Below are 15172 nucleotides of genomic sequence, written 5' to 3'. Positions count from 1 at the left end.
TCGACACAGTCGTCACATAAAAGTAACCTAAGAACTTAGGCGCTATAGCTCACTACCCGCGAATTGCGAAACACTCGACGCAGAAATCCGCTCTCGCCCCCAAAAAAGGATTTACCATGCCTGCCAATTCATCACTGGCCAAGCCACTAATCTACGCTTTTAGCCTATTGCTTGTCGCCTGCGGGGGAAGCAGTTCCAGCAGCAAAAATTCACCGGCAAGCGAGCAGGTGAACCGTTTTGTCGACGCAGAGCGAGCGCAATGTATGCGCGATAGTGAGTACTTAAAAGTTGGGGAAGGCATCGACGCCCCCAGCAGAACGCTCGCGATTACCCCAGCGGCCGCAGGCACCGCTACCGGCAAACCCACCGGGAGTTGCGCTGACAATAACGAGTACCGTTTCGGTTCAGGCATTCACGACATCACCGGGCCCGTTGCCAATACCAGCGGCATGGGCTGGGAGAGCCCTACCCAGGTTCTCAGCGGTCTGCATCAGCGCCAGTACGCTCGCGCCTTCGCCATCGAGTCCCCCTGCAACGGCAAGCGCGTATTATTCATGTCCACCGACACCGGTATGGTGTTCGGCTCCATGCGTCAGGCTGTGTTGCGCGAAGTTGCCCAAGACCCTGAGCTGTCTCAACACTATGGGCCCGACAATATCATGCTGTCAGCGACTCACACCCACCAGGGGCCGGCGGGGTACTCCCACTACGAGGGCTTTAATACCTTCCACTTTGGCTTTGACAAGCTGGTGCTCGACACGATCGTCGACGGTATGATGGCCGCACTGAGAATGGCCCACCAAAATATCCAGGCGCACCCAGAGACCGCCCCTATTCAGTTAGCGGTAGACGAACTCTTAAATACCAATATCAACCGCTCCTTGATTGCCTTTGAGCAAAACAGCCAGCAAGAGCGTGAGGAATTTATCAATACCCGCGGTGAAGAGATCACTGTCGACAAGCGCGTCGTGCAGCTGAATATGGTGCGCAAAAGCGGCTCAGCTGTCGGTGTTATCAACTGGTTTGGCGTCCACCCAACCGTGCTCGGCTCAGAACTGGACTTAGTCAGTTCAGATATCAAGGGCTATGCATCGCTCGGCTTCGAACGCATTATGAATACTCGCTACGGCGAAACCGGCAACGGCGAAGACAACTTTGTCGCGGCCTTCGCTCAAAAAGATGAGGGCGATGCCTCGCCGAATATCTTTATTGTTGAACGTCCCCACCCCGACCCAACGCGTGGCGGCGGCGCCGACCCCTACGAGTCCAACGCCATCTCGGGGACAAAACAGCTCGCCAAAGCGCTGGACCTTTTCCAAACAGGCAAGGCGCTGAACGGCCCTATCGACTACCGCTTTTTCCACGTAAAAATGGACGAGGTCAGCGTTACTGACCCAGCCGTTCTCAATGCGCTTAACCACCCAGCGGAGCTTGATGCCGAAGAAATTCGCACGTGCTTGGCGGCAGTTGGCCCCGCCTTTGGTGCGGGTGCCGAAGACGGCCCCGGCTTCACTCGCGAGGGAATTAGCTGCGACAGCGACCCCGACCTCATCGCGGCAGCACTTAGCGATATCGCAACGGCAACACAGGGCTTGATACCGCCAACACTGCTATCCAATGCAGTGCTCTGCAACCTTGACCAACTGCCCCTTCTCGACCTCTCCTGCCACGCCGAGAAGCCCATCCTCATTCCACTTGGCCCACCACTTTCCGCTGAGCCCAGCATCGTTCCTTTCCAGCTCTTCCGCATGGGGAATCTAGCGATTCTCGGTATTCCCTGGGAAGTGACCACGATGTCGGCGCGACGCATTCAAAAACAACTATTCCCGCTGTTGGCGCCAGTGGGCATCGACACCATTGTCGTCGCCGGTTTGGTCAACGAGTACTCCCACTACCTGACAACCCGCGAGGAATACTCAGTTCAACAGTATGAAGGTGGGTCCACCATCTTTGGCCCGTGGTCTTTGGCTGCGGTGGAACAAGAAAGCCGGCGTCTGGCGCGCTCACTTGCCGAGGGCCAGGCCTCGCCCGAGGGGCCAAGCTACGTTGATGGCTCGCCAATTTTGATTCGCCTGCCCTATATTCCCAGTGACTTACCGGGCCTGGGCAAAAGCTATGGCGATGTTGTTACCGACGCGCCCAGCAGTGCGGCGCCCGGCGACACCGTTACCGCCAGCTTCCAGGCCGGCCACCCACGCAATGATCTGAAAATACAATCCAGCTACGTGTATGCCGAACGCCTGGGAGAAGACCAACAATGGCAGGTCGTTGCTACCGACAAAGACCCCGAGCTGTTGTTCTCGTGGCAGCCCCTGCTACCCTCACCGCTACCCATAGAGCTACCGGAAGTTGGGCCCTCTACGGCTGAGGTCACTTGGCATATCCCCCGCAACACGCCCGCGGGTACGTACCGCCTGCGTCATGAAGGTGCGGCACAAACCCTGGTACTACCAAAACAAGCCTACTCAGGGGTGTCGAGCAGTTTCACCATCTCCGAACCTATCTCAAACTGCCCCTAAGCACTTGCCCGGCCTCTGTTTCCACAGGGGCCGGGCATCGCCGTGATATTGATCCAAAAGGCACGTTGGCGTGCTATTTCATAAGTGGCAACATGGCCTTGAACTCTGGCCGCGCCGAATCCTTCAACAGCTCGTAAACCGCCATCTCAACGCTACTTAGCCCCGCACCATGCTCATGCATTTTTTGCAAAGCGAGCTGGTGATTACTAGCGGCTCGAGAGGATACTGCATCACTAATAACCTCTACCTGATAAGCCCGCTGCAACATACCCACCACGGTTTGATACACACAGATGTGTGCCTCAATGCCACACACCATCCACTGCTTGCGACCGGAGGCTTCAAGGGGCTGAAGTGTTGATTCACAATCGCAGACACTAAACGTCGACTTAATGTGCGGCGTTAAGTCTACGAGTAATTCCGATAATTCCTCGACGGTTTCACCAAGCCCTTGTGGGTACTGCTCTATCCAAACGATAGGCACTGACAGTATTTGGCAGGCGCGAATCATCCGCCTTATATTGGCGATCATCGCTTCGCTGTCGTGCATCATCCGTGCAAGCTTGCCCTGCACATCAATAATCAATAAACCGGCATCGTGCTCATCCAACATGGGCGCCCTCTCCTCTGGCATGTGAATACCACAGGGTAAGGGTTTTCAACGCCCAGTTCAGCTGGATTAGACCAAGATCTAATCCATTGCCATCGACGCTGGCTGGAAATTATTGCAGTAGTCGCGGGCACCGCTATCAAAGAAGCGCAACGGCATGCTTGGGTAAGCAAAACTGGCCACCTGCGCAGCGGCCTTATCACTGATGGCTAAGCCCCACATTGCCAAGTATTCACGCATATCTCGCGAGGTACTCTGTGACAGCGCAATGGCCAACCAATCATTATTTGAAAGTGCGCGCGCTTCGGCGCGGGAGTAGGAAGAAAAGCCCAAGGCCTCACGCTCTGCCAGCCAGCTTTCGTCACTGTTGTCAGCACGATTAAAAATGCGATCCATAATGTGTAGGCGAGCCAGCAAGTGCCAGCCATCACTGAGCACACCTTCTGCCTGAGCCGACATCATCATTTGTATTGTTATCGCCACGCCCTCAGACCAGCCGTTCAATTGTCGACGCTGCATATCTGCGAAGGGGTCCGCACTGGCGCGGCTTTCAAGCAAGGCTTGCTTTAACGAATCAAACGGCAGTGCCTGACACCCGGGGTCCTCACCAGTATCGAGAAAATACTGAGATTTAGCATAGTAGGAGTAGGGATTAGTGCTGGCATGGCCGTCCCAACCCGCGAATCTAAAGCGCCCACGCTCAAGGCCATGACCCAATTCGTGTAGGTCACCGTGCCCTATCGGATTAAAAGACCAGTACGCATCGTAGGGGTTTCCGGAACAGCCGTAGCCGCACGTCGCTTGGTCGGCGTTCATATGCTTCACCATATCGATGGTGTCTAGCTGCCAACCCCGTTGCTCAGCGAATTGGTGAATCTCGCTGACACGGTCTATTCCCTCTCCTTGAAAGCCCGCCAGTACATGAGCAAAGTTATACATATAGCGCTCCGTCGCTTGGGCCAGCTCGGCGGCGCTGCGCCACTCGGCGATAGAGCTGCGCATTTTTTCCAGCTTGGAATGCACTTCAAAGCCCGGTGTGGAGAGTTCTGCCCAGTCATAGTCGCCACGTGCCATCGCGGCGGCAAAATCCGCATTGTCACCCTCTCCCGCCCAGTAAGGGTGCTCTCCCACCTCGCTGAATTCAAACTCTACCTGCTTGTCATTGCGGTCAAAGCCAATCTGGATAGGGCCGCCGTAGGCAGAGGTAAATCGCAAGGTCTGACCGGGCGCCAGCGCCAAAGCCTGACCCCGCAAAAATTTCGGACGCGAATAAGCATTCTCATTGAAGGGGTGGGTCGCGCCACTGCGCAGGGTATTCACAAAAATGGTGGTGGCTACCGCAGCGCTGTCGATTCGCCTAACTGTCACCGTTCTGCCGGGCAACGCGTAGACACCCGCCGCACGAAAGTGCCGCCGACTAGTTAGCTTCACCCTGCGGCTAACTGGCCGAATGTGGCTGAAGTCACTGCGGCTAAAGTTCCCCATATCAGCCGGTACTGGATTAATATCCCGGCGCTGATACTGAACATGGTCGGCAAAATACGCCTGCAAAAACACCGGTGTCGGGGTGGTCAGTTTATCCATGGGAAAGCGCACTGTCTGCCGATAGCTATCAGCCAATAACAACAGCGACTTGTAATAACGCATTCCACCGCGATCAAAGAGTGGCTGAGACTGGCTATCCAGTTGCCGGAAAAACTGCTGCGCATACTCCGCCGCCTCACCGAACTCCTGAGCATACCCACTCTCGGCAGGGCAGTTTTTATCTGCACAGAGGCCCAAATCCACGCTGAAATCACCGGATTCAAACCGGGCAATGAGGCTATTAATCGCCTCCACTTCTACTGGAACACGATCTAGTTGCCCCCTCACGTCATAGCCCTCAACACTGAGCCGCCGCCAGTAATTATCGCCCGCATAGGTCACACCAAGCTGCTCGAAGGTCGCCTCTCCCAGTGGCTTAAGGTCGCCATCGTGATGCAGATATAAAAGTGGTTTACCTTCCGCCAACCACTGTTCAATCGCCCTGCGAGCGTCGTCGCCCGCCGCTCCTTCAGCAGATACTTGCGAGACAATCAGTAGGTCGGGCTGCGCTGCCAAACAGCCTGCCAGTGCCGAACCATCGCAGCTTTGGGGCTCATTGTAGGCCACTTGCTCGGGGTAGTTTTCCTCCAGCCACTGCCGGGTAGCAACGCGGTCTGGGAAATAGTAGCTTTGACTCATCTGGGCAATCACTACGTTAAATGTCGCCCGCGTGTCGCCGCCCCGCAACCAGTCCACGCTGTTGCGCAGCCATTGCTGCATCTGGCTATTTACCGCTGCGCTATCGCGATAGACATTGCGCATTGGATTACTCGCCAGCGCGACGAAAGCGGCATTGCGGTTCTTCCCCGCCTGCTCACCCGCGACAGCCAAGCCCTGCGATTGCACCGTGTAATCTGAGTGCGCTACCGAATTGCTAAACAAGAGCGTCGTATTCTCACCAAACGTGGCGGTCAGCAACCCTGCATCGTGAGTCGGGTTCCAAGACACATCCGTCAAGCTACTGCCATCGCTGCGCGCCTGCCCGTGAATGTCTAAGTTAAACAACTGTTGACGCAGTATCGCGCCTTGCGACACAGCGTCATTGGATGCCGCCTGCATGCTGTCAATAAAACGCTGCGGTCGGTCAACATAGCGCGCATCACCGGTACGCAGTGCCTGTTCCAATGGCTCAAAGGCGACGTCAACCACAAACTCTAACGTCGCGGTCGCGCGGCCATCGCTTGCGGTCACGGTGATCAATTCACCGCGCCCCACATCGCTTGCGGTCGGCACACCGCTCAAGACATGCGTGGATTCGTCAAAGTTCAACCACCCGGGCAGTCCCTCAGCCCTTACCGTCACCGCATCACCATCGGGGTCGATCACCGTGGGCGAGAAGGAAAAAGCCTGCCCCTCTTGAGCGATGCCTGGCTGCCCCTGAATCTGTGGGGGCTGATTACCGGCTGCCGGTGCAGGCTGGCCGCCGTCACTTCCACTGGATCCACCTCCGCCACACGAAGCGAGTGTTAGTAGCATCAGAAAAATCTGTGGATTGAACTTCACGGCGAGACGTCTCCAAACACGCAGCACTGCACAAGGGCCGCAATGCTAAATTTATTTTATTGTGCTTAAGCCTAGCGGAAATACGTTTGAACAACTGCGACATGTCACCCAGTTCACATCGAGCCGGCGCACCAAAAGGTGGCATCCACAGATAGGTGCGGTATATTCACAGGCTTTGCCCCGGCAGGGACGTTTTACCAGAGGGATATTTATGCGCGACGAAACCATTGCACTGCATCACGCCTACGAGCCAGATAATCAAAATGCCGTTGCCGTGCCGATCCACCAAACCTCGTCTTACTCGTTTGACAGCGCCCAGCACGCGGCCGACCTGTTCGACCTCAAAGTGGCTGGCAATATCTACAGCCGTATTATGAACCCGACATGCAGTGTGCTTGAGCAGCGTATTGCCGCCCTCGAAGGCGGTGTCGGCGCCCTGGCAATGGCCTCAGGCATGGCAGCGATTACCGCCGCCATCCAAACCATCGCTGAAGCTGGTGATAACTTTATTACCATTAGCGAACTGTACGGCGGCACCTACAACTTATTTGCCCACACCCTGCCTCGCCAGGGCATTGAAGCGCGCTTTGTCGACAAGGACGACTTCGATGGTATGGCGGCGCAAATCGATGCGCGCACCAAGGCCATTTACTGTGAGTCCATCGGCAACCCGTCTGGCAATATCGTTGATATTCGCCGCCTGGCTGATTTAGCTCACGCCCACGGCCTTCCCTTAATTGTCGACAACACAGTGCCGTCACCCTTTGTGTTGAAGCCCATTGAGCATGGTGCCGACATCGTTATCCACGCCGCTACCAAATACATTGGCGGTCACGGCACCAGTATTGGCGGCCTGATTGTCGACTCAGGCAAATTCCCCTGGGCTGAACACGCCGAGCGCTTCTCACTGCTGACGACACCTGATGTGTCGTACCACGGCGTAAATTACGCCAAGGATGTTGGCGAAGCGGCATTCATCACCCGTGCCCGCGTAGTGCCGCTGCGCAATATGGGCGCCGCGATGAGCGCCTTCAATGCCTTTCTGTTTTTACAGGGGCTGGAGACGCTGGCGCTGCGCATGGAACGCATTAATGACAACACGCTGGCCATTGCCCAATTCCTACAGGACCACCCCAAGGTCAACTGGGTTAGCTACGCGGGCCTACCCAACCACCGCGATCACGCGCTGGCCAAGCAGTATATGAAGGGTCAGGCGTCGGGCATCCTCAGCTTCGGCATTGACGGTGGCCGCGAAGCCGGCGCGCGCTTTTACGATGCCTTGCAACTGATTATCCGGCTGGTAAATATCGGCGATGCCAAGAGCTGTGCGGCTATTCCCGCCTCTACAACTCACCGTCAACTCAGCGACGAAGAGTTACTAAAAGCCGGTGTTAGTGCCGACATGGTGCGCCTGTCGATTGGTATCGAACACATCGACGACCTGAAGGCCGACTTAAGCCAGGCACTAGAGCACGCGTAGCGTGCTTAAGGCGGCAGCCATTGACACAAATTATAAATACCGTGCAATAATCATCGGCCAGTCATTTTAATAATAAGCAGGGCGCCTACGCGCCCGGCAAACAATGGTGGCCGCCTATGACGTTTCTTCGATGTAGCGCAGCGATTGCTGCGCTCCTTGTCGCCGCTTGCAACAACAGCAGCGATAGCCAAACCCAAAGTGACAATGCGATTGTCGAAACCTTTGTCACAGCGTCTCAGCACACAATAAGCCCCCTGGATATCAACCCTTCGTGCGTCCCCGACAGCGCGTCGAACTCGCCACTGCCTGAAGGGCTGCTGGTATTTAAGCGCGGCGAACAGCCTACCCGGCTCGTGGTGTTTAGCCATGGCATCGGCCACACCGTCCAGGCTAGCTGGCTGCCCCACATGCGGCGCGAATTGCGCCTGGCCCAGCACTATGAAAACAGCCCTGGCGGCGTTGCTTTTGTGGCCACCGACTACCGCGACAACCTGGGCTTTCCCACGCTACGCGGAGCTTACGACACCATTGCCGCCACAGAGTATGCTCTGGAAAAATTTCCCTCCATCGACACGGTATACCTGTTTGGCGTGTCGATGGGCGGCGCAGTTTCGGGCACCGCCATCGTCGAATCAGCCACCATCAGTGACGACGGCAAGGCGCTGTATGACTATTGGATTACCGCAGAGGGCGTCAGCCAACTCGTCGAAACCTATGGCGAGGCAAAGGCCGCCGCAGAGGCAACCGGCAATGCCACCGCCATGGCGGCAGCAGCGGGCATAGAACGCGACACCGGCGGCACACCGGCAGAGTGCCCACTGGCCTATCAACGTCGCTCCCCCGCCTTGCACGCGGCGCAAATGCAACTGGGTGGCGTACAGGCCGCTACGGTTATTCACCCGGTCAACGATGGCTTAGTGCCCCACAACCAGGGCCGCGAGATGGCAGGTGCTTTGACGACGGCGGGCATCGCTACACAGTTTTTCACGGTGGTGGGCATTCCCGAGGGCCAAGACCCCGGCACAACCGGCACAGGCACTCTCGGCGCGGGGGAGGCAGATGGTACGCTCAACTTAGCCGGCCACGGCAGTGAGGCCGATGCCACCCATCCCGTGATGCGCACCGCCTTTGAGCAGTTGCGCAAAATGCTGGACGGACAGTACAACGCTGAAGTGCCCTATTTCGAGTGTATCGTCGACCATCGCGCCCCTGAAGACAGCTGTCAGGTCGATCAATTTTAGTCCGCCCCCATCAGTGAGCAGGCCTCACAGCATCGGTGCGGATGTCGCCATCTGTTTAAGCAGGCGATAGCAGCTTTCACCAGACATTCGATAAGCATTGAAGTCGCTCACCGGCGAGAACTGCCGATAAAGGTCGCGTGTTTTCTGCGTCTCTGCGATGTAGCCCATTTGCCAGGCGCTAAAATCCCGCTCGGCAATTTCACGATAATCGAGCAAAACCGGGTTTGTGTGACGCGAGTCGTTGAGAATACGGTGGTAGATTGCGTTGATATTACTGCGGGAGCCTTCCAGGCACTGGAGGAAATAACGGCTGTTAAAAAACAACACCCCCGTCACATTCAGTGCGGCATTGCGCTCGCGGGCCACACTCAAGATACTTTCAATATCGAGTTGGTCGAAGCCTTCAACAACCTCACTGGTATAAATCAAACGGGCTAAAAACATAATAGCGCTCCGCAGTCAGAGCCTCTTATGAAGACACAAGCGGTGATGCAGGTTGATACGTAGTTACCGTCACTGCTCGCGATACTGCGAAGGGGTTTGCCCCGACCAGCGCTTAAAGGCCTTTGCAAAGGCACTCTCATCAGAGAAACCTAACTCCTCGGCGATGCCCGACACCGGCTCGCCACGTTGCAAGCGCTCTTCCGCCATTTTTTGTAACAAGCTGCTGCGCAACAGCTTGAAAGTGACGCCCTCATGCTGGAGCTTACGTACCAAGTGGCGACCGCTCATACCCAGTGCTTCGGCCACTCGCTCCTTACCCCACTGAGGCTGCAGGCGAAGCATTCGCTGCACAGCCATGCTGTATTCGCCCCGCTCCATGTCCTGCAACAGTTTATCGGCCAGCTTTTTCAGCTGATCTCGAATCTCAGCATTTGCCTGGATAAGCGGCGTGGCAACTAAGGCGGGGTCGAAAACCAGCGCATCCTCGGGAGCGTCAAACTGCAGCGATGCACCCAGCATGCGCTGATAGTCGGCCATAGGCGCGGCAGCAGCCGAGGTAAATTGTAGACATCGCACCGCAAACTCCCCACCACTGACCCAGCGCGCTAAATTCAGTACGCAGGCCAGCACCGCTTCCACCCGCTGGCGGCGGCAAGTTTGATAGTGGGGCTGATAGATTAACAGGCAGTTGCCACCAGCGTGACGCAGAGCAAAGTCGCCCCCTTCGCCCACAATGGGGTGATATTCCAGTAGCAGGTCGAGTGCCTCGCCGAGGGTTTCGCAGCTCATCAGAAGCATGCCGACAAGGTCCAGGTGGCCAACCTGCAATCCCAGGCCAAGCTGCAAACCGACCAAGGGGTCATCAACGGCATCACAGTAGGCCTGCCACAATTGATCTTGCACCGCCAAAGGCGTGCGCCCGGTTTCCGGCACACGACGACTCAACGCGGGGGGAAGCTCAATACCCCGGCGTTCGGCGGCCTGCAACAAGCCTTGGGTAAACCGCAATGTGACGGTGGGTTCGGTCATAGTCCTGAATTGGCAGATTGCCGTCCTGAAAAAGCCGTTACGCGCAATAGCTGTTCAATTAAGCTGTATTGCAATAATGATAACAAGAGTATGTGCTATGTACGCATTAATTGGCGCTGGCCCGATGGGCTTGGCGGCTGCCCGGAATTTACAAAAGTACGACATCCCCTTTACCGGATTTGAGCTGCACAGCGATGTTGGCGGCCTGTGGGACATCGACAATCCACACAGCACTATGTACGACTCGGCCCACTTGATCTCGTCGCGCCACATGACCGAGTTCAAAGAGTTCCCCATGGCAAAAAGCGGTGCACCCTATCCGCATCACAGCGAACTGCGCCAGTATTTCCGAGACTTCGCCCAGCACTTCCGCCTCTACCCTCACTACCGGTTTAACACCAAAGTGATTGATGCTAGCCCGCTCGACAATGGCGGCTGGCGGATCGTTAGCGAACAGCATGGCAAGCGCCATATCGAAGACTTCGACGGCCTGCTAATCGCCAATGGCACCCTGCATCACCCCAACGCGCCAGCGCTGCCCGGTGAATATACCGGCGAGCTAATGCACTCTGCCGACTACCGCAATGCGGAAGTCTTTGCCGGCAAGCGGGTATTAATTGTCGGCTGTGGCAACTCCGCCTGCGACATTGCCGTGGATGCCGTGCACCGCGCGAGCGCCGTCGACGTGTCGGTGCGACGCGGCTATTACTTTCTTCCCAAGTTTATCGCTGGCCGCCCCACTGATACGCTGGGCGGACTGATTCCACTACCGAGGCCAATAAAACAGCGCCTTGACGCATTGATGATTCGCCTTGCGGTGGGTAAACCCTCGGACTACGGCCTGCCCGATCCCGACTACAAAATGTATGAGTCACACCCGGTGATCAACTCACAGATGCTGCATCACCTTGGTCATGGCGACATCACCGCCCGCGGCGACATTGCCAACACCAACGGCCTCAGCGTCGAGTTCAGCAATGGCGAATGCGCCGACTACGACCTGATTTTGCAGGCGACCGGTTACCAGCTCCACTATCCATTTATCGACCGCAAGCACCTCAACTGGCAAGACGGCGGTGCGCCCTCACTGTATTTAAATGTGTTCCATCCCGAGCACCGCAATTTGTTTGTGATGGGCATGATTGAAGCAACGGGGCTTGGCTGGGAGGGTCGTAGCGAGCAGGCCGAGATGGTCGCTCTGTATATTCGTCAGCAATTAGCCGGCGGCAAAGCCGCCCAGCAATTGGAGCGCGACATCAAACGCCACTGCGGCCAGCGCCTCGATGGCGGCTATCGCTATTTGCAACTAGAGCGCATGGCCTACTACGTGCACAAAGACAGCTATCGGCGCAGCGTGAATCAGCATATTCAACAACTGCAACGAGACCTGCCACAGAGCGACGCCGCGTATGTACGCTGATATTCAAGTCGCGTTTAGCCCCCAGAGCCTGATCCTGCTTAACGGGATTCTAGCGGGCATGATCTTTGGTGTGTCCATGGGCCTGCGCCGTGACGACTTCGTTCGCGTATTGCGGCAACCCCACGCGCCCGCTGCCGGTTTGGTGGCGCAGTTTCTTCTGCTGCCAGCAGCGACCTGCCTGGCGACAATCGCCTTCGCCGTGCCCGCAGAATTAGCACTGGGTATGATACTCATCGCCTCCTGCCCCGGCGGGACATTCTCCAATATTATGACCTGGCTGGGCCGCGCCAGTGTGCCCGTCTCGGTCAGCATGACCGCCGTTTCGAGCTTGGCGGCCATCGTGATGACTCCCCTTAATTTTGGCCTTTACGCGCAGCTCAACCCCGCCACCCGGGAGTTGCTGCGCGGCATTTCTCTGGAGCCAATGAATATCTTGCTGCTGGTCGCATTGGTACTAGTGCTGCCCATGCTACTGGGCATGGCCGTTGGCAAACGCCACCCTGAATGGGCCACCCGCGCCGAAAAGCCCATGCGCGCGGTCACCCTGCTGGTGTTTCTGTGCTTTGTCGTGATCGCCTTCTCCCGCAACCAGCAGCTATTTATGGAGTACGCCGACCGCATCTTGCTGCTCGTTGCCCTGCAAAACGCTGGCGCACTGCTGCTTGGCGACTTGGCAGGGCGCGTTATCAAACTTCCCCAGGCCGAGCGCCGCGCCGTCACCATGGAGGTCGGCATACAAAATTCAGCACTCGGCCTGTCGATCATTTTCACGTTTTTCCCCCAGGCGGGCGGCATGATGCTTATCGCAGGCTTCTGGAGCTTCTGGCATTTGGCTGCCGGCCTTTGTTTGGCTTTTTACTGGTCGCGCAGCGCGGAGACTATTCATGCCTAAACGTATTCTCATTACCGGCGCCGGCGGCTATATCGGTCGCCAACTCAGCCAGCGACTCAGTGAAGATTACTCCGTGATTGGCGTTGATATTCGCCCTACTGACGACGCGAATCACATCCAGTGCGATATTCGCGACCCGAAGCTGGCTGACATTCTGAGCGAGCACCAGGTCAGCCACGTTGTGCACCTCGCCTCAGTACTCGAAGCCAGCGGCGACGAGCAGCGCGACTACGATATCGACGTAAACGGCACGCGCAATGTTGTGCATTGTTGCCTGAAGGCCGGTGTACAACACCTCACCGTCACCAGCTCCGGCGCAGCCTATGGCTACCATCCCGACAACCCCAGCTGGATCGATGAAAGCGACCCGCTGCGCGGCAATGACGAATTTGCCTATGCCCGCCACAAGCGTTTGGTTGAAGAGTATTTAGCCGAGCAGCGCCGCGCGCACCCGGAGCTCAAGCAGCTCATTTTGCGCCCAGGCACTGTACTGGGGCGCCAAACCCGCAATCAGATTACCCAGCTGTTTGAGAAGAAACGCCTGTTGGCTATTCGCGGCTCTGACTCGCCCTTTGTCTTTATCTGGGACGAAGACCTGCTCCGGATTGTGGAGAAAGGCATTATTGAATCCCAAGTGGGCATGTTTAATCTCGCCGGTGACGGCGCCCTGCGCATTGATGAAGTGGCAAAGCGTTTAAACAAACCCCTGTTGCGCTTACCTGCGGCGCTGCTTAAAACCGCCCTCGCAGTGGGGCATCGACTCGGCCTAAGCCGCTATCGACCCGAGCAGATTAACTTCTTGCGCTATCGCCCGGTACTGAGTAATCGCCGTTTGAAAGAAGAGTTTGGCTATCAACCGCAGTTGAGTTCAGCGCAAGTATTGGAGCTGTTTATCGACCACGCCCGCGCCCGGGGGCAGCTATGAAGACAGTACTCATTACCGGTGCCGCCAGCGGGCTCGGCTGGGCGATGGCGCAACAGTTTTATCAACGCGGTGACTGCGTGTGGCTCGTCGACCGCGACGCCGAGGGACTGCAGCAACGCAGCGCAGCACTCGGCAACGAGCGTGTGCACACCGTTGTTGCCGACCTTGCCGATGCAGCCGCTATCGACGCTGTCGCTCAGGCCATCACCGCAAGTGGACGCCTGGATATCCTGGTGAATAACGCCGGTATTACCCACCGCTCTCTCGCCGGCCACACTGATCCGGCGGTGTTTAGAAAGGTAATGGCTATCGACTGGCAAGCCCCTGTATCGCTTAGCATGGCCTTACTCCCGCTGCTGCGACGCAGCCGCGGCAGTATCATTAACATTGGCTCAATGGCGGGCTGGATGCCGGTGCTCGGCCGAGCCGCGTATTGCAGCGCTAAATCTGCACTGAGTCAGTTCTTTGAAGTACTACGCGGCGAAGAACAGGACAATGGTGTGCACGTACTGATGGTCTACCCCGCCTTCGTGAACACCAATATCGAACAAAATGCCCTCGGTGCCGATGGCAACGCTGCGCGGCACGCACGCTCCACCCTCGGCGGCATTGGCGAGCCCGAACCGCTGGCCGCAGCAATTTTACAGGCCGCCGAACGGCGCAAACCACACTTGTTTCCCCATCGCGGCATTTGGTTGGCAAGCTTGCTGTGGCGCGTTGCGCCAACAACCTTCCACCGCCTAATGCGGCGCAAATTTGCCGTGGAACTGGAGCAGCATTAATGGACCCTTGGATTCTTCTGGCGATTTTCGTTTTTGTTGCCTACAGCATTGAAGCGATCACCGGCTTTGGCAGCATTGTTATCGCCCTATCACTCGGCGCCTTGTTGCTACCCATTGAGGCCATGCTACCCGTGCTGGTACCGCTGAATATCTGTATGACAGGCTACCTACTGGCCCGCCACCACCAGCACATTCATTGGCCCACCTTACTTAAGCTGATTCTGCCGTTAATGGTTAGTGGCACCTTGGCGGGCTATCTGTTGAGGCCCTGGCTCGGCGATCAGCTTTTGCAATTATTATTTGGCGCCCTGGTTGTCTGGTTTGCGGGGCGCGAGCTGCTGCGCGCCTATCGCGGTTTGAGCAGCCGCCGTCACGGCGCGCTGTGGACACGGGGCTGGATGCTGGGCGCCGGGATTACCCACGGCCTCTACGCCTCTGGCGGCCCGTTACTGGTCTATGCGTTGACGGGCACCCAACTTGATAAAGCGGCTTTTCGCGCCACACTGATCACCGTGTGGTTCAGCTTAAACAGCTTACTCACCGTCGTCTTCGCCATTGATGGAAGCCTCTACACCGCGCTACCCAAGGTCGCCGCAATTGCCCCGGTGTTAGTCGCCGGCGTCGTCGTAGGTGAATATCTCCACCACCGGGTAGACGAGCAACGTTTTCGCAATGTGGTTTACGCCCTGCTGCTTTTTACCGGTAGTTTGCTGATCATTACCGGCTTTTAAGCACACCAGAAC

Annotated in this window: 12 protein-coding genes; 8 read left to right on the top strand and 4 right to left on the bottom strand. The window is 56.9% G+C overall.

The window, feature by feature from the left end; all coding sequences use genetic code 11:
• Positions 1–116 precede the first annotated feature (116 nt).
• Positions 117–2519, top strand: coding sequence for a neutral/alkaline non-lysosomal ceramidase N-terminal domain-containing protein (locus ABNS66_RS03635; protein WP_286837560.1), 2403 nt, complete (start codon positions 117–119; stop codon positions 2517–2519).
• 73 nt (positions 2520–2592) lie between these two features.
• Here ABNS66_RS03635 and ABNS66_RS03630 read toward each other — a convergent pair whose 3' ends face one another.
• Positions 2593–3132: an isochorismatase family protein gene (locus ABNS66_RS03630; protein WP_286837562.1), complete on the bottom strand. Its 540-nt coding sequence runs from the start codon at positions 3130–3132 to the stop codon at positions 2593–2595.
• 78 nt (positions 3133–3210) lie between these two features.
• Positions 3211–6216: an ImpA family metalloprotease gene (locus ABNS66_RS03625; RefSeq protein ID WP_286837564.1), complete on the bottom strand. Its 3006-nt coding sequence runs from the start codon at positions 6214–6216 to the stop codon at positions 3211–3213.
• Positions 6217–6427: 211 nt separating this feature from the next.
• Here ABNS66_RS03625 and ABNS66_RS03620 point away from each other — a divergent pair, with 211 nt between their 5' ends.
• Together ABNS66_RS03620 and ABNS66_RS03615 are read left to right on the top strand one after the other, a co-directional pair.
• Positions 6428–7696 carry an aminotransferase class I/II-fold pyridoxal phosphate-dependent enzyme gene (locus ABNS66_RS03620; RefSeq protein ID WP_286694273.1) on the top strand — a complete coding sequence of 423 codons (1269 nt, stop codon included), beginning with the start codon at positions 6428–6430 and terminating at the stop codon, positions 7694–7696.
• A 116-nt stretch (positions 7697–7812) separates the two neighbouring features.
• Positions 7813–8937, top strand: coding sequence for a hypothetical protein (locus tag ABNS66_RS03615; protein ID WP_286837566.1), 1125 nt, complete (start codon positions 7813–7815; stop codon positions 8935–8937).
• A 24-nt stretch (positions 8938–8961) separates the two neighbouring features.
• Here the strand turns inward: ABNS66_RS03615 and ABNS66_RS03610 are convergent, their stop codons facing one another.
• Both ABNS66_RS03610 and ABNS66_RS03605 read right to left on the bottom strand, forming a co-directional pair.
• Positions 8962–9381 (bottom strand): BLUF domain-containing protein, encoded by a 420-nt coding sequence (locus tag ABNS66_RS03610; protein ID WP_286837573.1) that lies wholly within the window; start codon positions 9379–9381, stop codon positions 8962–8964.
• Positions 9382–9450: 69 nt separating this feature from the next.
• The gene (locus ABNS66_RS03605; protein WP_286837575.1) at positions 9451–10410 is read right to left on the bottom strand and encodes an AraC family transcriptional regulator; all 960 of its coding nucleotides are present in this window, start codon (positions 10408–10410) and stop codon (positions 9451–9453) included.
• 97 nt (positions 10411–10507) lie between these two features.
• Here ABNS66_RS03605 and ABNS66_RS03600 point away from each other — a divergent pair, with 97 nt between their 5' ends.
• Genes ABNS66_RS03600 through ABNS66_RS03580 form a run of 5 tightly spaced genes read left to right on the top strand, consistent with a single transcriptional unit; the run spans position 10508 to position 15160 of the window.
• Positions 10508–11830, top strand: coding sequence for an NAD(P)-binding domain-containing protein (locus ABNS66_RS03600; RefSeq protein ID WP_286837577.1), 1323 nt, complete (start codon positions 10508–10510; stop codon positions 11828–11830).
• Positions 11820–12722 carry a bile acid:sodium symporter family protein gene (locus tag ABNS66_RS03595; protein ID WP_204995079.1) on the top strand — a complete coding sequence of 301 codons (903 nt, stop codon included), beginning with the start codon at positions 11820–11822 and terminating at the stop codon, positions 12720–12722. Before ABNS66_RS03600 ends, ABNS66_RS03595 begins: the two co-directional genes overlap by 11 nt.
• Positions 12715–13647, top strand: coding sequence for an SDR family oxidoreductase (locus ABNS66_RS03590; RefSeq protein ID WP_286837580.1), 933 nt, complete (start codon positions 12715–12717; stop codon positions 13645–13647). Before ABNS66_RS03595 ends, ABNS66_RS03590 begins: the two co-directional genes overlap by 8 nt.
• A complete protein-coding gene (locus tag ABNS66_RS03585; protein ID WP_286694268.1) occupies positions 13644–14429 on the top strand; it encodes an SDR family NAD(P)-dependent oxidoreductase in 786 nt (261 codons plus the stop codon). The genes ABNS66_RS03590 and ABNS66_RS03585 overlap by 4 nt, the downstream gene beginning before the upstream one ends.
• Entirely contained in the window at positions 14429–15160 is a 732-nt protein-coding gene (locus tag ABNS66_RS03580) for a sulfite exporter TauE/SafE family protein (RefSeq protein WP_286694267.1), read from the top strand. Before ABNS66_RS03585 ends, ABNS66_RS03580 begins: the two co-directional genes overlap by 1 nt.
• Positions 15161–15172 lie beyond the last annotated feature (12 nt).

Source organism: uncultured Spongiibacter sp. (assembly GCF_964011655.1).
Lineage (GTDB): Bacteria > Pseudomonadota > Gammaproteobacteria > Pseudomonadales > Spongiibacteraceae > Spongiibacter > Spongiibacter marinus.
This window is presented reverse-complemented; position numbering and strand designations above follow the sequence as displayed.